The following is a 17810-nucleotide window of genomic DNA, read 5'->3' on the forward strand; positions in this document are numbered from 1 at the left end:
GACCCGCGGCGGGAAGAAATCATCCGGACCGCAAGAAAATATGTTTCATGCCCACTTCAATGCCGCTGTGTGGCTCCCCTGATCCGGCGGTCGGCGGACGTCGTCCGCTAATCGATGGTTCGATGCCATTACAGACCCCGGGCACAGTCATAACCGGCCCCAGCTTGCATTGTCCCAATCAGGCCAGTATTCAGCAGACTCCCGTTTTCGATCGCACGGATCGGGAAGACGGTCGCGGAACTCGCCGAATGAGTGGTCCGGCGGGCCGCAGATGCCGCCAAGCCGGGTGATTGAGGAACTTGCATGCCCAAACAGCAACCGATGACAGTGACAACAGGGCCGGCTCCTGCCGGCGCCAAAGGCGAAACGCTGATCGTCACGATCGCCGGCGACCTCGGAATCAACGCGCTGGTCGGCCCCGCCGGCCAACACAGCGGCATCGGCGAGGACACCGCGCTGGACAAGGCGCTCGCCGATCGCCTGAGCAACCCGCCCGCACTGGTCGTCGTGGACCTGACCGAAGTCGCGTACCTGGCGAGCGTCGGCATGGGGGCGTTGCTGCGGCTCAAGAAAAAGGTCGAAGACGCCGGCAGCCGGGTCCATTTCGTCGGCACCGAGGGGCTGACAAAACTGCTGAAATACAGCCACCTCGACAAGGTGATGAAGCTCCATCCGACCCTCGAATCGGCGTTGGCGGGCGCCTAAGTAGCCGACCGCGATTCGCGCCCCGGGACCGAAGGGTGTCCACGAATGAACACGAATCAACACGAATGAGGACAAGCGGTCGGCGCAATTCATTCGTGACCATTCGTGTTCATTCGTGGACGCCCCGCTTTCAACCCAGTTGCCAATGGGTTTGATTTGGGGAATTCGATGATTTGACAAGCCATTCGCAGCCTGGGACCGCCGAGCGCTTGCTCGGCACCTCGAACAGCTGTCCACGAATGAACACTCACAAGCACGAATAAGGACAAGCGACCGCTGCCTTTCATTCGTGGACAGTCGTGTTCATTCGTGGACGCCCCGCTTCAACCCGGTTCCCCTCGGCGGCTGCGCCGGTCCTCCGCTTCCTGCTCCTGCAACCGCAGCCGACGCCACGTCGCCAGTTGTCGGCTGATCGTCGCCATCTGCCCGGTCAGCTCCCTTTCCCAGTCCCCGAGATTCCGCAGATCCTGCTGGCCGTGGATGTCATCGACCAGCACGGTCGCGATGTCGCTCTGCCGCGACGGTTCCGGCAGCATGGGCGCCGTCTGCCCCAACTTCATCGCCACCTCGACCTTTAGCTTCCACGCGGCGTGCCGCGAAGCGGCAAGCGACTGGCAAAGCCGCCCTTCCGCCCGCGCCAGCCGACGCCGTTTCCACGTCAGCGAAATGAGCTGTTCGACCAGCACCTGCTCCACCGGCGTCGCCGGCGCGTAGGCCAGGTCGAAGCACGCGCGGATGTCGTCCAGTTCCTGCGGGTCTTCATCGGGCAGCAGGACGGTCAGCGCAGTGATGCCATGCGTCAGCGCATTGAACGCGACGCGGGCCTTGCCCTCCGGCGTGCGCGGCCCGGTGCTTTTGAGCGCGTTGGCCCGGTTCGCCGCCAACCGCCGTTCGGATACCGCCCGCTCCGCGATCACCGGCACCGGCGTCACGACAGGCGTGGGCGAGGCAGGCGGCGCGGGCGTGTCGGTCGGCGTCGCAGCCGGTTCTGCCGCTGGCGGCGCATCGCACACCGCGACTGGTACCGGAACCGCGAACGCAGCAGCCGTCGCCCTCTCGCCCGATTCGCCCTCAGCCGCGGCGGCCGGCATGCCCGGCGAATCCGCAGGCCGACTTCCCTCGGGCCGACTCGCCACATCCCCACCGCTGCCGCCGCCGCCCGTCTGTTCACGCTCTCCTGTCGCGATCCCCATCACGCACCTCCCGGAAAAAGGGCCGGCGAAATGCCGGCCGAACATCGTTGCGGCCGCTGGATCGAATCGCGCCAGACCAAGTCGTGCCGATTCGCCAGACCATCGCCGTGTTCGTATTTTATTCGGGGCACGGAGGGATGCAAACAAAATACGAACAACTTGCCCGGCGTTGTCGCGTGTGCTTCTGTCGAGATGTCTGGCTCTGGGGTGGCATGGGCAACAGTACTCGGTTGCCCGTGTCGAACGTCGGACCGCGATTACCACTGGCAAGCGGGTACGCTTGCCAGTGCTAGGCGCCCAGTTCTGGCCCGCGCAGTTCGCGCGGGTGCCGCCACTGCCCGTTGACGCGGTGGAAGCGAAGAAAGTCTTCGATCCAATCGCGGTAACAGGTGATCGTGTTGGCGGCGAGATGCCGGAGTTTGGCTGTCCGATGAAAGGATTCCATGACCCGCATAAAACCCTAACTACCGATCAGCTTTCGCGGCGTCAATAGAAATGTCGGAATATTGACAGATGGAGGGACGAACGTAGGTTATGATTCGGCGGGTCGGGGGCGCTCCCTGATCCGCGGATCAGGGAATTCTAGTTATGCAGCGGGGGCAATGGTGACTCGCACATCGTCTCTCATTGTCGGACTCGTCACCGCCGTCGTCGGCTGCGGAGACCGGTCGTCTAGCCCACGAAGTCCAGTAGCGACAGCGCCGTCATCAGTCGAAGCCCAGTCCACGTCAGCGCCGGCGACGCAGTCTGCCTCGGCTATTCGCTGGCAGTCGCTCCCGTCGCCGACGCCCGAAGAATACGCGCGGATCGTCGAAGCGTGCATGGACTACGCCCCGGCTCCCGACATGATCGTTCTTACTCAAGACGGTTATGAGGGCGATCGCTTAAGGTTGAAGCCGCCGAACCCGAGCTACCGCATTCCCGACGGCGGCGGGACGACTGCCTTCGCGCCACCGGAATGGGAGGCGTTGAACCCAACGCCGCCGATGAGCGGCATCCATCGTGCCGGTTCGTACGGTTCCCTCATCTTCATGCATGCCCGCAAGACGCCCGAAAAGCGCGAGCTGCTTGCGGTGGTCACTTGGCCACACTACAGCGGCTCGTACGGCCTCCGCGTGACCCTCGTCGAGTTGGACCGAAACGATCCTGGCAAGCGGCGCGAGGTAACAACCTTCGCCGTTCCTCGCGGGGTGTTGCTTGCCGCAGCCGATCCGCAGCCGGGCCTTGGCGTGGTTCAGCAGTTGCAGTTCTTCGCCGGGCAGCCTGACTCGAAAGACGAATCGGCATGGACCATCGGCTACACCGTCGCCGCTGATCGAAATGCAAAGCCGCTGCCCGGGTTGATCCAAATGAAACTTACGGGAGAGCCGGAGTTGGCAAAGCACGATTGGCCCATGCGGCACCAAGGGAAGGTGCCGATGCAGATCTCGGTGCAGCGTCCGAACGGCACAGTGTGGACGAACTGACGGCGGCACGGCCGCTGCATAACCCGGCAATGCAACGGACCGTGCCGGCGGTATAGTTTCTGGTGATCGTGAGCCGTGCGTGCGCCGGCTAGGCCGTTGATCGCCACTACGTTAGGCGGCAAAGAGCTATCCGAGAACCGATGGCAATGGAAGCCGCAAAGCCACTCGCATTTCCGGTCCCGTTCCCCGACGGGCCCATGTGGCTCTTGACGTGTGATGCCTCGCCCGAGGCAGCGGCCGAGAAGCTCGGTCCGCCGATGCTCACCGACTGGGTCGATGGCCTTGGTAACGCTGATTTTTGGGCCTTCGAGTTTCCATGTGGGTTGCAGGTCGCGTTTGAGTTTTTGCAGACCTCCAAGTCTGGGCGAGTGGTTGCGGATTCGCCTGAAATAGATCACGTCCTTCGACACATTCCATTTTCCGCTTCTGAGTGTGTAAGGATTGATGAGACTGCCCTGCACTCGGAACTGGAGCGGCTACTCGTAGCGTGCCCGGAGCGAAAGTCCAAGATCGAGTCGCTCCATTCGTTCCAAGTCTGGCGCCAGGGTGATGACGGCAACGCATTCCGAGTCGGCGACGCAACCAGTGAACGAGATGCGAAGTGCTGGGTTCGGCATCTCGAGTCGCTCGGTCATAAGCAACTGTATTGGTACTCGCCTGTTGGTCGTGTGCCGCCGATCACAGCCGGTGCAACTGAAGACACTGCCGGATAACCCGCCGATGCACCGGACCGGGCCGGCGGTATAGTTCCTGTCGGGCGAGCGCGGCTCGGTGCGGGCCCGGCCGGTGATCGGCACTACTTTATGTGGGCGGAGCAAGTCGGCATGCGACGAGTCATTCCACTGATCGCAGTAGTCGCCGTGGCCGCCGTCGTTTGGTTCGCAACGGGGAACAAAATGTCATCCGATGATTCGATTGAGTACCAAGGCCAGGCCGTAAAGTTAAGCAAGCCTTACGGTGACTACGACGACTACAAGAACGACCCGAACAACCTCGCCCCGGGCGAAGCTGGGAAAGTGCAGCAACTCGTCCAGTCGGCACCGATCGCCAAGCAGTTCTCAAGCCGTGAACTGATGATTCATGCGGTCTTCGCTTTGAAGTTCCCCGGCTATGGCTTGGGTTCCTACGGGGAGAAGCCACAGCCGGACAACTCGGTGCTAGCGTTGTTTGGAGTCGAGATCCCCAAGTCCGGCAACTCCCGCTACCTGCTCTTCCGCGGAACCGGCGGTTTGTACACGCTCATTGACGACTTCGTGTATGCCGACTCTGCGGCGATCGGCGGCGTCTCCGAGAATGGCGACAAGTTCGTGTACTCCACGATGCAAGGCGCGAAAGTGCTGGAGCGTTCGCCCTCGGTAAAGTGACGGGCAGAGAAAGCGGGACAGCAGCGTAAGCCGGACAAGCAGGGTAAGCCGGATAGATCCAGTTCTTCCGACAATGCAATTTGACCCGTCCCGTCCTCTGCGGCCCGGATTGAGGTCATGTCAGGCGAGGCGACGCCATGCCAACAATCGAAGCCAAGCGTAAAGCGGTCAATGAACGCATCGGTTCGCTGGAGCGTGCGATTCGTATTGCAAGGGAGTATCTGGAGAGCGGCATGCATGCGGCGTGGCTGGGGTTCCGCCCGCTGTTCGGCCGCGGTGCGAACCTGCCGCCTCACAAGGACTGGGTGAAGAACGTCTTCTTACGCCGGAGGGAGAAGGCGCTGGCGGAGGCGGAGAAACTCCTCCAGAGACTCGACGACCAGGAACGCGATCGCGTGCGCGGGAACCATGCGCGGTCGTCTTCCTCCGGCGGGTGGCATGCCCGCGGTGTTTCGGGTGCCATGTCCACGCCGCGAGATTAATGTTGGACGTCGTGGACGTCTCCCGCGTGGGCATGGTGTTCGGTGACCGATGACATCCGCCCCATGCCCACGCGGGATACGTGCTGCCAGCCGAACGCAACGCGGCGGCGTGGGCATGGCACACGGCAGGAGCATGCAGTTGAGTGATGACTTTTCCATCTGGATGTCGTACTTCGGCGACAACCGCCCGACGGACGAAGTCGTCGAAAGCCTGGCTCAACTCACGGCAGAGTTCAGGTACTGCATTGTTTATGGCGGAACGCGGCGATTACTTCAGGACCGCGGAATCGATCCAATGTGTTGTGTTCTTCTCGGCGTCCATCCCGGGGACGATGTAGCACTGGAGTTGATGCTTCCGGATGGAAGCGTGGTCGAATTCGAGTCGCGGGATGATCCTTTGACTCGCGAGCACATCGAGCTCGTCGGATGGACGTCCGCAGTTGGCGATAAGCGGAACGTCAGAATCGCACGCGCGCATTGCACGGGCGAACGGGAGAGCGAGTTCTCAAAAGTTGTATACGCGCGCTACGTCCAGTATTGGGAGGACGGCGACGCGCCGCTGCGACCGAAACCTGCACGGTAGGTTTCGGCGGGTGGCATGTCCGCGGTATCTCGGGTGCCATGCCCACGCCGCGAGATTAATGTTGGACTTCGTGGACAACTCCCGCGTGGGCATGGTTCTCGATGACCGATGCCGTCCGCCCCATGCCCACGCGGGAATCGTTCTGCCAGCCGAATGCAACGCGGCAGCGTGGGCATGGCACACGGCGAGATGTCTGAGTTCGGGTGGCATGGGCAACAGTACTCTGTTGCCCGTGTCGAACGTCGGACCGCGATCGCCACGGGCGAGCGGGTACGCTTACCCATGCCACCGGGACGTCGTGGCATCGGCTTGGCCTACCCCACAAAAACGGCCGTGCGGACTGCCGAATCTGGCAATCCACACGGCCGGTTTTTCTACGCGATTCGGTGGGATGAATCCCACCCTACCGGGGGGCTTCGACCGCCTTAGGGGCGTCGACGATGCTCAGCTTCCCTTCGTCGCTGTTGGCTTTCAGTTCCGGGGCGTACATGGCGCTGGCTTTGGTCGGCAGCGCGCTGAACTTGCCTGGGATTTCGGCCCGCAGCTTGTAGCTGACGCTGTGCTTGCCTCGGGCCAGCGTGCGGGCGAAGAACGCGACGCGCTCGTCGCGGAACTCTACGTAGGCGTTGAGGTCGTTGCCGTTGTAGCCGCTGCGGACCTCGACGGGCTCGAAACCGGCCGCCTTCATGTCTTCAAAGATCAGGTACTCGTAGTCGTTCTTGGAGTCGATCTCCATTTCGACTTCGACCAGATCGCCGCTGACCAGGACGTCGCCGTCTTTGAGTTCCTGGCGTTCGAACTTCTCGACGCGCTGGTCGAGCGCCTGGCCGCGGCCGCCTTCGACCTTGATCGTCTTCTTCACGGACACCAGCTTGTAGAACTTGCGCTGGACCTTCACTTCAAGCCCCGCCTTGGTGATCGGGTCTTCCAGGGTGAAGTTGGTGACGTAGGCGTTGTAGTAGATCGGGCCGGTGCCGGTCTTGCGGATCTCGACCTTGTGCTCGCCGTCTTTCACTTCGGGCCCGCCGAGGACGACCTTGTTGTCGAAGCTGAAGAGGTTGGTCTTGTCGATCTTCACTTCCTTGGTTTTTACGCCGTCGACGAGGACGGTGACGGTGAGGTTCGGCGAATCTTCGCCGCTGGCCTTGATGAACTCGGCGAGCGCTTCGATCGCCGTGCCGGTTTCGCGGGTGCTGCCCCAGTAGCTGGCGTGCTTGCGGTTGTTGATGATGTACTTGGCCAGCTGCGAAGGCAGATCGGCCTTGGCATCGGTGCGGCTCAGGAGCTTGAGGTACCAGGAGTGGGCCTCAATGTCGTTGCCGTACCAGCACCACCAGTAGTTGCCTTCCGGCGGCATCCGCAGGAACGCCGACTGGTTCTCGCCGTCCTTCACGACGTACTGGCTGATGTTCTGAAGGATCATGTCGAGCTTGTCTTTGTGGCCCTGCTTGTGCATCGCCAGGCCGTACATCGCCTTGCACTGGACGGCGATGAAGTTGCGGTCACGGTAGATGAAGTCGCGCATCTCGCCGTTCTGCAGGTTCGCGTCGGCGAGCACCATGTAGACCATGGCGTCGAGGTTGTCGGCGTGCTGCTTGGCGGGGCTGACCTTGCGGTCGAAGTTCTTGATGTACTGAACTTGCGTCGCTTCGTACCGCTTGAGCCACTCGATGCCGCGTTCGAGAACGCCGGGCACGAGCGCGACGTCGTTGTCGCGGGCGATCTGCAGGCCGTGAACGACCTGCGCCGTGGTGTGCGGCCAGGACTGTTCGCCCGACCCGCTGAACCAGCCCCACCCGCCGTCGGCGTTTTGCATGTTGGTCAGACGGTTGACGCCTTCCTTGGTCATCGCCTGCACGGTTTCGATGTCGAAGACGGGGTTGCGTTCTTTAAGCGCATTTCCCTTGGCGTCCACGCCGGCGGGGTTGTTGCGTTTCCAGTCGACGGCGCGCTTGGCGTCGTCGCCGATCTCCTGTGCGTTGAGGTTCGTCCGCTTCTGCTGGATGTCTTTGAGGTCCAGGCCCATGTTCAGCAGCACCCGCTGGGTGATGACGGTGGGCAGGAAGCGGTTGAGCGTTTGCTCGGTGCAGCCGTAGGGGAAATCGACCAGATATGGCAGTGCATCAACCATCGCGCCGGCGAGGGTGGGCGAATACCGGATCTCGACGCGGGTCTGATCGGGCAGGCGTTCTGCGGGGATGCGGAACGTGAGTGACGAAGACTGCTCGGCCGGGCGGATGGCGCCCGAGAAGCTGTCGGTCTTGAGCATGCCGTGGATGAAGACGGGGAACTTCTGCTCGGTGGCGTCGGACTCTTCGTCGGTTGTCGCCAACATGCGAACCGTCGCCTGGCCGGGCTTGAGCACCTTCACGCGCCAATCGACGCGTTTCTCGCCATTGGGTTCGATGCGAACGGTCGTCACGTAGTGCAGCCCGTTGCCGCCCGGATTGGATTTCGACACCGAGTCTGCGACAGCGAGGCCTTCCAGCGTGCCGCCCTGGAGCACCAGTTCGACCTTCACGTCTTTGGTGGTCTTGAGGTAGTTGTGCACGTTCGCCGACAGGACGACCTCGTCCTTCTGCACGAAGAACCGCGGCGCCTGGAGCCGGATGATGAGGTCTTTGTAGGTGGTGACCTCGGTATCGCCCTGCCCGACGCGGGTGCCTTGTGACAGGCTCCAGACTTTGGTCTTCCAGGTGGTCAGGTTTTCGGGCATGGTCAGTTCGACCTTGGCCTCGCCCTTGTCGTTGGTGTTGACGGTGGTGGCCCAGAGGGCGGTATCGGCGAAGTTGGTGCGAATGTCGGGGGCGACATCGGGGCCGGCCCCGCCGGACTTGTCGCCGGCCTGCTTGCGTTCGACGCCGTCGAGCGATCGGCGGGCCTCGCCCTTGAAGGAGGCTTTCTCCATCGGCATCGCCTGTCCCGGTGCCATAGGGGCTGCGGCGGCCATGGGGGCGGCGTCCATCACGGCACCGCGGAGCCTTGCGCCGCCTCCTCTGCCTCCGCCGAATCCGCCACCTTCGTCTTCTCGCTGCGCCAAGCTCTGAGTTTCAACACCCTCAAGCTCGGCCAGTTCCTCACCCGACTGCGGTAGGTCGGCCGACATGAACCCGAATCGGCCGATCAGTTGCAGCGCGATCTCGTTCCGCTTGTGCAGCGGACCGCTTGCCTTGCCCAGCGACGACTCGGTGCGCGGGTAGTGGTGCCGACGCCATTCCCAGAAGAACTTGCGGATGTCCGGCGTATTGCTGCCGCCGGAGATGTACTCGACCGATTTGTCGTACATCGACACGACCGCCGTCCCGACGACGGGCTTGCCCTCGGCATCGGTCAGCGTGAAGGTGACCTGTGCCTTCTCGCCGGGGCGGTAGCGCTCCTGGCTGGTCTTGACGGAGATGTTCGTCACCCGGCTTTCCGGCGGGACGACGATTTCCTTGGTGGCGATGTAAACATTGCCGCCGCCCACGGTCACCGCTTCGACGAAGAAGTTGGGCATCTCCTTCTTGCCGATTGCGGTTTCGTACAGCGTGCTCTTGCCGTCGAGGCGCAGCACCTTGGGCTTCAGATAAACGCCGTTGCTGGCGCGGTCGAACAGCAGCACCGTGCTGTTGGCACGCTCAGTGTTGACCATCAGCTGCATCGTGTCGCCGGCGGCGTATTCCTTCTTGTTGGGCGTCAGTTCGATGTCGTTGAAGCGGAAGTCTTTGCCGTCAAAGCCGGGGCCGCGAACGACGAAGACGTAGCCGCCTTCAATCTGGTGCCCCTTGTTGTCGGTCACCTTGTAGCTGAGCCGATACTGGCCCGGCTCGGCGGCTTTGAGCTGGTGGGTGGCGCGGCCTTCGTCGTTGGTGTCGATCTGCCACGACTGCACTTCCTTCTCGACCGGCTGCTTCTTCTCGTCGTACTTCACGCTCAGCAGCTTCAGCTCGCCCTTACCCTTGACCGGCTTGTTGTCGAGCGTCTGGGCCGAGAACTCGGCCTGGATCACCTGGTTCTCCTGGAAGAACCCGTTGTTCACCCAGGCATACACCTTGAACGGCTTGCGGGCGACGGAGACCGACCCGGTGCCGACGATCGTGCGGCGGCTTTCGTCCACCACCTCGGCGGTGATCTCGTACTTGTGGTCGGTGTAGCCGTGCAGTTCTTTCGCGGGCGCGGTGTCGATCTCGACCTTGACCGTGCCGTCCTGGCTGATCTGGATCTCGTTCTCCATCACCAGTTCCGGCTGCTGGTAGCTGCGGTTGAACCAGCGCGGCGTCGGGGCGAAGCAGCCCCATTCGCCAAAGCCCTTGTACCAGTGGTAGTCGTGGCCGAACCACCAGTAGCCGGGCTCATAGAACCAGTCCCACCGGCCGGCGGGATACCAGTCGGCCCGGTAGCTGCTCCGCATGACCTTGTACTTCACCTTCGCGTTCGCAACCGGTGCGCCGAAGTAATAGTTGGCCTTGATGGTGGCGGTGATCTTTTCGCCGAGCATGATCGGCTCGGTGGGTGCGTCAACCTTCACCTCGAACTCGGGCTTCTTGTATTCCTCGACGCGGAAGGTGTTTCCGCCGTACGCCTGGATGTCGGGGTAATTGACGATCTGGATCGCGTAGTTGCCGAGCGTTGCACCCTTGGCAAGGGGGATCTCCCCTTCAAAGCCGCCGAACTGGTCGGTGGTGTAGGTCTTTTCGATCAGCTTTTCGCCGCGCGGGTCGAGCACCTGGATCGCGATGTTCTTGTCGGCGTAGGCGTTCTTGCCTTCGGCGTCGTACTTGGCCTGGCCGATCCAGGTCTTGAACTTCACCGTCTGTTCCGGCCGGTAGACCGGCCGGTCGGTGACGGTGAACGCCTTGTTCATGTTGTATTCGTAGTCGTACGCCCGGCTACCGCCCCAGATGTTGGTGAAGCCGATAAACGCGTGCCGACCCTTCTCGCCGTTCGCCTGGATGAGCCAGCCGAAGCCCGGCTGCATCTTCTCCTGGCTAATGACCACCTGCCCGTCGGCGTCGGTGTTCTCGGCAAACTCGTTGATGTTGATCTCGTACTTCTTACCGTCGTTCCCCCGCCAGATCTGCTGATAGCCGAAGAAGCTGACGTTGGTCTTGGGGAGCGGGCTGCCGGTGACGGCGTCGGCGACAAAAAGATACGTGCCGCCGTCGAGCTGCTTCTTCACGATCGCCGTATCGGCCACCCACACGACAACGCGCGTCGTGTTGCCGTTTTCCATCTTCGCCGTCACGAGATACGCGCCGGCGTCTTTCACCGGCATCTTGGTGTAGATGCGGCGGTCGCGGTGGTTCTCGCGCGGCTTCAGGTCCACGTCCCAGCGGGCGACTTCCTTCTGCACGTACTGGTTCTGGTTCTCGACGACGATTCGATAGCCGATGTCGTTGATGTTGACCTTCTCGTAGGCCAACTGCGCCGGGCGCGTCTTGATGTACGCCTTGACGTCGTCCAATACCTTGATGACATCCAGCGACTGGGCGGTGAAGGTCACCTTCTTGCCGTTGCGGAAGAGGTAGCCCAGGGTCGGCTCCGTGCCGGCGGGGTTGGTGCCTTCCTGGTCGTACTCGCCCCAGTTGTTGACGATCTGGTCCAGCCGCTGCTGCTTCCAGTTGTTGCTGCCTTTGCCGTACTTGGCGATCGACTTGATCCAGAATTCGGCGGCGCGGGTGAGCTGCTGGCGGTCTTCGAACACTTGCGCCAGCAGGTTCAGCGCGCTCTCGCCTTCGGGGGCTTTGGCCTTTTCGCCGAGGTCCTTCAGGATGCTGAGGAAGTTGAACTCGTCCGGCAGTTTGAACCGCTTGATGCCGTTGGCGAGGCGAGCGATGGTTTCGCCTTCGGTGAGCGACGACACGGCGAAGGGGCCGGTTTCGTCCTTGCGGGTGTCGTCGTCAGAATCAGCACCCGGAACGCCGGGGACACCCGTCGCCGGTCGCGGCGAAAAGCCGCGACGGCCGCTGTATCCGCCGTCGAGCATCGTCTGCACGTCGAACTGCTCGCGGAGGAAGGTCGCGAACACCAGCCGGGCGCGGTCGGCGACCTCGGCGTTGAACTCCGACGCCTGCATCAGGCACCAGCGCCAGCGCTGACCATCGGTGGTGGCGGCTTCCCAGCTCTTGGGCAGCGTGTGGAAGACCGGTTTGCCCTCGGCATCGACCGGCGCGCCGCGGTTATTGCCGCGACCGTAGTAATACGCCGGGTAGCCTTCGTCGTAATCGGGGAGCTTCGACAGGTCCGACGCATACTGCATCTGCCAGGACCCACCGCCAAACCGGCGGTCGTGCAGCATGTCGGCGAAGCGGAAGAAAAACTCGGCGACCTGCTTCTTGTCGTTGTCGGCCAGTGCCCTGGTCATCGCGTCCTGCATCAACTGCAGGGCGCGGATGCGGTCACGCTCGAACGAAAAGACCTGCTTGCCGTCGTTGCTGCGGCGATACCCGCGATAAAACTCACCTGCGACGATCGTCCCCTGGTGGTTCAGGTTCTGGTACTGCTGGGCGGCGGTCTCGAGCAGCTTCCAGTTCTCGGCGTGGGTCTTGATCGCCTTCTCGACCAGCTTGTCGATCTCGTCTTCCCGCCCGAGCCGTTGCAGGCACTGGACCGCGTTGACCAGATCGCGCGAGACCAGTGCCTTGTCGGCGCCGGCGTCGTCCAGCAGCTTCTGGTACGTCGTGAGCGCGTCTTTGAAGTTGCCCTTCTGCTGCGCGGTGTTGGCTTGCTTACGCATATCGGAGGGTGCTGGGTCGGCCGCCATGACGGCAATCGCCGCGACAAGGAACAGAACGGCCGTCAGTCCGGCCGACAGTTTGCGGACCATCGTATGTCGTGCGGCGCGAGCGAGCTCGGCCGCATGCCGACGATTCCAACGCGACTTTTCGAACGATGCGGTACGAGAACGCGGATCTTGGCGTGTCATGGGAACCCTCGGAAAATCAATCAAACCAGAGCGATTACCGGCTTCGACGCCGGTCGACGTGAAAGGTTCCCGGGAAGTTTCCGGGATCGCTCGCTTGCCAGCCCCCGTACTCAAGCCCCGATTCGGAGATTCCGGCGCGGGGCGATCGGGAATCAGACTTTGGTCACTTCCACAAAGTTAATCCGCGTCAGGCCCCCGGCCTGCCCTCCGATGCCCAGCCGCAGTCGGCCGTCGGTGACGGAAACGGTCAGCGAGCGCGAGCTGAACTTGTTGCTCGACAGGGATACGTAATTGAAGAGATTGACGCCTTCCACCCAGACGTTGTTGGTGCTCGAAGCGGCAGCGTCGCCGACGCTGATGGTCACCGCATAGTTGCCTGTCGGGACGGCCAACTCCCACACGGCACCCTGCTTGATTGATACCAGGGTATCCAGCCGTTGATCGGCATTGACATTGCGGTCGAAGACAGCATCGGCGTGAGCGATCGACCAGCCATACGTCTGGCCGTTGCGCGCGCCGTAGGTGCTCCCGGAATCGACGATGTAACCGGCCACCGTGGCGGCGGCCGCGGGCTGGAAATTGACCTTGGTCGTCGTCGTCACCGGGGGCGGGGGCGACGTCGGCGGCGGTGAAGTCGGAGGCGGTGAAGTTGGGGGAGGCGACGTAGGTGGCGGAGAGGTCGGCGGGGATGTCGTTCCGCCGGCTACCTCGATGTAGTTGACCCGTGACAACCCACCCGTCTGCGAGCCGATCGCCATCGACAGGCGACCATCGGTCACGTTGACGGTGATCGACCGCGTCAGGAAGCGGTTCGCCGCAAGTGGCACGTAACTGAAGAGATTGACGCCCTCGATCCAGATGTTGTTGGTACTGCTGGCCGCGGCGTCGCCGACGCTCAGGGTGACCGTATAGGAGCCCGACGGTACCGCCAGTTCCCACCGGGAAGCGGCCTTGATCTGCACGTGCGTGTCGAGCCGTTGATCGGCGTTCACGCCGCGATCGAATACCACATCGGTATGGCTGACGGTCCAGCCGTAGGTCAGACCATTCCGCGCCGCATAAAGGCTCCCCGAATCGACCAGGTAGTCCGCCACCGTCGCCGAAGCGGCCGGCTGGAAGTTGATCTTCCGCACGACTGTCACCGGTGGTGGTGGCGGCGGTGGTGGCGGAGGGGGCGGCGGAGGAGGTGGTGGTGGAGGCGGTGGGACATCGGTGTTCTGGTTGACACCGCTGACGTCCGCGGGGTTCATACCCGCGTACGCCGGATCGGTGCTCGTCGCCGCGCCGGTAACGATCGTGAAAGACTGATCGCTGTCGACGATGCCGTCGGCGACGCCGGTCACCGTCACCACCTTGGGTGTGCTCCAGTCGGACGGAGTGAACGTCAGGCTCTCCGCGCTCACCGACGCCTCTGCCGTGCTCGAACTGGAAAGCGGGATGGTGACGTTCTGATCCGGGGCGGCGTTCAGCGCGACGCTGAAGGTCGCGGTCGATCCGGACTCGGCAGTGACCAGGCCGGAGATTGGGGTCACCGTCACGCCGGCGACTGCGAGCCGGATGTTGTCAAACGCAATGCCGTCCGTCGGAACCGCGCCGTTGTCGAACTGCTGGAAGCGAATGCGTGTGTCGCTGCCCAAGGCGATGCCGTTGGCTGTCGCGATCGCCGTCAGGTCGAAACGAAGGGACTGATACGCGTTCACGGAGTTGACATCCGTCAGCGATACCAGGCGGAACCAGTTGTTCCCGTCAACGCTGATCGCGACACCGTCGAAATCGCCGCCGCCGGTGAACGTCGCCGGCATCGGGTGATCGTCGTCGTCGAACTCGCGCTGGTCGAACGTGAGGATGACCGGCCCGGTGGCGGTCGTCGCGTCGACGTGCAGCGTCGCCTCGTTGCGGCCGGGCTGGCCGTCGAGGGAGGAACTCATCAACAGGTGCTTCGTGCCGCCCGCCGGTCCGTTCGAGCCGGTGACCTGAATGCGGCCGGCACCGGTGCCGCGCAGATCCCAGTTCCCACCGAGCACGCCGCTCTCGAACCCTTCGGTAAGCGGAATGCTCGCCGGTGTCGCAGGGCCGAACACGGCGGTATAGGCATCGATCAGTCCGAAGCCGGTGGCGTTATCGACACCCACCGCTCCGATATCGCGCGCCGTGTTCTGCAGCCGCGAGTAAATCTGCGCCGGGGTGAATGTCGGGTTGGCCTGCTTGACGAGCGCGGCAACTGCCGCGGCATGGGGCGCTGCGGCGCTGGTGCCGAAGAAGTTGGGGCGGCCGGTTCCGTCCACGTCGGACCCGAAGAACGTCGTATCAACGCCGTCCACTGCAGTCAGATCGGGGGCCTGCCGAACCTCCGGGGATGCCTTGGGCGTGCCGTCGGCGTTGAAGTAGAACGTCGACAGGCCGCGCGAGCTGTAGGACTCGACCTGCGTCTGGCGGTAGTACGGGACGGCGGCGACCGCCTGGGCACCGGCGGCGGCGGCGTGCGGAATCACGGTCGTTCCGCCGCTGGCGAACTCGTTGATCGTCACCGGCCCGTTGCTGTTGGCCCCGTAATTCACCCACTTGATGCGCGACGGTGCCACGCCGCTGTCGAGCACAACCACCACATCGACCGCACGGGCGGTCGTGCCGCTGTTGGTGAACCCCAGCAGCTCGGACGGCTCCTGGCTCAGCAGGTTGTTGCGCGTTGAACTGGCCAGCACCGCGCCGGTACTGTCGAGCAGAAACAGATCGACATCGGCGTCCACCCCGGCGGCGGTGAAGAATGGGTCGTCCCACTGGAGATTGATGATGACCGACTGGCCGGCGTTGACTGTCAGCCGCTGTCGGGTATCGACGCCAACGCCAGGGTCAAAGTCGAAGAAAGTCCCGGTAAAAACGCTGTCCGAGCCGGTGCGGAAGACCGATTCGTAGCTTTGCGTTCCCAGGTTCCCGGCGAGGGCGAAATAAGAGACGCCCCCCGCGACGACCTGGTCGATCGCCTGGGCGATCAGGCCGTCCTGGTATTGCGGCTCTTCGAAGTAAAAGATGTCGTCGGTGATGACATCGGCATCGCCGATCAGCGGGTCGGCGAGGTCGCGAATGGTCTGGGCAAAGTTGGCCTGCCCCAGGAACGCCGACCCGAACGCTACCTTCGCCGCCGGGGCGATGTCGTGAACGATCTCGATCATCGCACGACCCTCGTCGGCGACGCCGGAGGTCGGGCCTTCCTGAACCACGTTCACATTCGCGGGCAGGTCGCCCGACGTCACACCCGCCGGTGCACCGCCCAGGCGGTTGTAGCTGTCGCTGAGAACACCGACGGTGATGCCGGCGCCGTCATACCCCGGGGGCAGCGTCGCGCGGACGCGATCAGATTGCAGGACGAAGTCACCCTGGCTGTTGACCGCACCGGCCGCGGTGCCGGGAGCGTAAATCGGCACGATGCCGAGCAACCCGAACGTCGCCAGCGGTTCGGCCAGCAGCAGCGACGATTCGGGGAGGAAACCTTCCAGCAGGTGCTGCTTCGGCAACGTCGCCGAAAGCTCGAACCCCAGCGATTCCAGATGGGACAGCAGTGCGGTGGGGTTCTTGGCCGTGATCCGCACGCCCAGGCGTCCGGCCGCATCGCGCGTCACGGTGAGGCCGGAATCGGACGGCGACGGTCGGACGCTGAAGGAACTTCCGGTTCCCGCCGGCTCGGCCAGCGCCAGCAGGTTGCTGTCGATACGGGTGGCTGCCTGGAGCAGCAGCGGCGCGGCGAGTGTCGGGCCGGTTTGCCCCGACGCACTCAGGTGTGTGCGGCGCTCGAGCAGCTCGACCCGAGACCGGTTGCGAGATTGAGACAGTGGGTACGGCATTCGATGCGCTGTGGAGACGATCAATGCCCCGGGGTTGCGCTTCACGTCGGCTTCGGCAACACGAACCGGGAATGGTGGGTTCGTGCCGGTCAATTGATCGTGCCGGAGACTATCAGAAGCGGGCGCGCGTTCAACGAGATTTTCGCGATGCCGGAGACCTTAACTTGATCATCATTATCAGACCCCGACTTGGCCTGACGGCGTGACCCGAGATCGGCCAACCCGCGACAGACGGGCTCATCAAGGATTCGCAGCGGGCTTGACGGTACGGTGCAGGTCGAGCATCGCCTTTCCCATGGCGTCGCCGATGAGGTAGTACGTCTCGGCGTTGGTGTTCCAGTGATATCCCTGCCCCGACGGGGACTGCTCCTGCGGACGCCAGAACGCCTTGGTCCCCACGAAGGCAACGTTGCCCTTGAACTCGGCATGTTCGGCGACCGCAGCTTGCGCCTTCATTAGAGATAGCGCCCGGGGGTGCTTCTCGTCCATCCCGGTCATACCGGTCTCTGCAATGACGAACGGCAGGTTCGGCACTCCCAAGTCGCGGCGGATATCGCGGATGAAGTGAGCCATGTTGCTTTCGTACTCGGCATTGAACTTGTCATTGATGCGGTCATTCCACCCCTGATGCCACCCGAAACCGGCCAGGACATAGCCGCGCGAAGCCGAATCGGGCACAAGGTCTTTCAACCGGGCCAGGGCATCCTTTGTCAGTGACAACGTCTCGCGGTAGTACTTGCCCACCTGGGTCGGATCCTTTGCGATCGCGGCGTCGGCCTTCTCCCCAAGTGAATACGGGATCTTCCCCGCGCTGGGTGGCCGAAAATCGACGGCCAGGCTCTTGCCGCCCCAGGCGCACTTGATCAGCAACACCGGTTCGTCGAATGCATCACCGACGATGGTTCCGAACCCGAGTTCAGGCCCGATCAGGGTCGGCTTGGCGCCGTAGCCGACGGTTAGCGGCCCCTTGCGATCGAGGTACGCCATCCAGACGTCATCTCGGGTGATCCATTTCCCTTCCTTATCGACGAGGTGTTTGAATCGGGGAGCCGTGGCCGGATCTTTCAGGACATACTCCAGGCTTCCCTTGCCGCCGTTGCGCTTGGCATCAGCCGCGATGAACCCTTGGCCCTCCATGTTGGACTGACCGGCGAGAACGTAAACCCTGACCGGCTTGGCCGGCTCAGCGGCATGGACAGCGACCGATGCGATGGAAAGAACGGCGACCAGAAGTGAGCGGATCATCCCAGTGATTGTACCAGCGGCAATCACTC

At 63.0% G+C, this 17810-nt stretch carries 11 protein-coding genes; 6 read left to right on the plus strand and 5 right to left on the minus strand.

Going from position 1 to position 17810, the window contains the following annotated elements:
* Window positions 1-303: 303 nt before the first annotated feature.
* Window positions 304-705 carry an STAS domain-containing protein gene (locus IPV69_RS07870; protein ID WP_206294461.1) on the plus strand — a complete coding sequence of 134 codons (402 nt, stop codon included), beginning with the start codon at window positions 304-306 and terminating at the stop codon, window positions 703-705.
* Between the two features lie 323 nt (window positions 706-1028).
* On the opposite strand, the gene IPV69_RS07875 is transcribed toward IPV69_RS07870, so the two are convergent.
* Window positions 1029-1898: a hypothetical protein gene (locus IPV69_RS07875; RefSeq protein WP_206294462.1), complete on the minus strand. Its 870-nt coding sequence runs from the start codon at window positions 1896-1898 to the stop codon at window positions 1029-1031.
* A gap of 289 nt (window positions 1899-2187) precedes the next feature.
* A complete protein-coding gene (locus IPV69_RS07880) occupies window positions 2188-2343 on the minus strand; it encodes a phage integrase N-terminal SAM-like domain-containing protein (protein ID WP_206294463.1) in 156 nt (51 codons plus the stop codon).
* A gap of 376 nt (window positions 2344-2719) precedes the next feature.
* Between IPV69_RS07880 and IPV69_RS07885 the strand changes: the two genes are divergently transcribed.
* The 5 genes from IPV69_RS07885 to IPV69_RS07905 all read left to right on the plus strand — a co-directional run bounded on the left by IPV69_RS07885 (window position 2720) and on the right by IPV69_RS07905 (window position 5793).
* Complete coding sequence (locus IPV69_RS07885; protein ID WP_206294465.1) at window positions 2720-3364, plus strand: hypothetical protein; 645 nt, start codon at window positions 2720-2722, stop codon at window positions 3362-3364.
* 140 nt (window positions 3365-3504) lie between these two features.
* Window positions 3505-4077 (plus strand): hypothetical protein, encoded by a 573-nt coding sequence (locus IPV69_RS07890; protein ID WP_206294467.1) that lies wholly within the window; start codon window positions 3505-3507, stop codon window positions 4075-4077.
* Between the two features lie 183 nt (window positions 4078-4260).
* Entirely contained in the window at window positions 4261-4728 is a 468-nt protein-coding gene (locus IPV69_RS07895) for a hypothetical protein (protein ID WP_206294469.1), read from the plus strand.
* A 137-nt stretch (window positions 4729-4865) separates the two neighbouring features.
* Window positions 4866-5210, plus strand: coding sequence for a hypothetical protein (locus tag IPV69_RS07900; protein WP_206294471.1), 345 nt, complete (start codon window positions 4866-4868; stop codon window positions 5208-5210).
* A 163-nt stretch (window positions 5211-5373) separates the two neighbouring features.
* Entirely contained in the window at window positions 5374-5793 is a 420-nt protein-coding gene (locus IPV69_RS07905; RefSeq protein WP_206294472.1) for a hypothetical protein, read from the plus strand.
* A gap of 403 nt (window positions 5794-6196) precedes the next feature.
* Here IPV69_RS07905 and IPV69_RS07910 read toward each other — a convergent pair whose 3' ends face one another.
* The 3 genes from IPV69_RS07910 to IPV69_RS07920 all read right to left on the minus strand — a co-directional run bounded on the left by IPV69_RS07910 (window position 6197) and on the right by IPV69_RS07920 (window position 17781).
* Window positions 6197-12697: an alpha-2-macroglobulin gene (locus IPV69_RS07910; RefSeq protein WP_206294473.1), complete on the minus strand. Its 6501-nt coding sequence runs from the start codon at window positions 12695-12697 to the stop codon at window positions 6197-6199.
* Window positions 12698-12849: 152 nt separating this feature from the next.
* The gene (locus IPV69_RS27700; protein ID WP_206294474.1) at window positions 12850-16536 is read right to left on the minus strand and encodes a S8 family peptidase; all 3687 of its coding nucleotides are present in this window, start codon (window positions 16534-16536) and stop codon (window positions 12850-12852) included.
* 240 nt (window positions 16537-16776) lie between these two features.
* On the minus strand, window positions 16777-17781 hold the full coding sequence (locus IPV69_RS07920; RefSeq protein ID WP_206294475.1) for a sialate O-acetylesterase: 1005 nt from the start codon (window positions 17779-17781) through the stop codon (window positions 16777-16779).
* Between the last annotated feature and the right edge of the window lie 29 nt (window positions 17782-17810).

The organism is Humisphaera borealis, from assembly GCF_015169395.1.
Classification (GTDB): Bacteria; Planctomycetota; Phycisphaerae; order Tepidisphaerales; family Tepidisphaeraceae; genus Humisphaera; species Humisphaera borealis.

Coding starts and splice junctions, on each gene's coding strand:
- IPV69_RS07895 (WP_206294469.1), top strand. CDS start 4,261: ATGTCATCCGATGATTCGATTGAGTACCAAGGCCAGGCCGTAAAGTTA.
- IPV69_RS07920 (WP_206294475.1), bottom strand. CDS start 17,781: ATGATCCGCTCACTTCTGGTCGCCGTTCTTTCCATCGCATCGGTCGCT.
- IPV69_RS07890 (WP_206294467.1), top strand. CDS start 3,505: ATGGCAATGGAAGCCGCAAAGCCACTCGCATTTCCGGTCCCGTTCCCC.
- IPV69_RS07875 (WP_206294462.1), bottom strand. CDS start 1,898: ATGGGGATCGCGACAGGAGAGCGTGAACAGACGGGCGGCGGCGGCAGC.
- IPV69_RS07870 (WP_206294461.1), top strand. CDS start 304: ATGCCCAAACAGCAACCGATGACAGTGACAACAGGGCCGGCTCCTGCC.
- IPV69_RS07910 (WP_206294473.1), bottom strand. CDS start 12,697: ATGACACGCCAAGATCCGCGTTCTCGTACCGCATCGTTCGAAAAGTCG.
- IPV69_RS07905 (WP_206294472.1), top strand. CDS start 5,374: ATGTCGTACTTCGGCGACAACCGCCCGACGGACGAAGTCGTCGAAAGC.
- IPV69_RS07900 (WP_206294471.1), top strand. CDS start 4,866: ATGCCAACAATCGAAGCCAAGCGTAAAGCGGTCAATGAACGCATCGGT.
- IPV69_RS27700 (WP_206294474.1), bottom strand. CDS start 16,536: ATGCCGTACCCACTGTCTCAATCTCGCAACCGGTCTCGGGTCGAGCTG.
- IPV69_RS07885 (WP_206294465.1), top strand. CDS start 2,720: ATGGACTACGCCCCGGCTCCCGACATGATCGTTCTTACTCAAGACGGT.
- IPV69_RS07880 (WP_206294463.1), bottom strand. CDS start 2,343: ATGGAATCCTTTCATCGGACAGCCAAACTCCGGCATCTCGCCGCCAAC.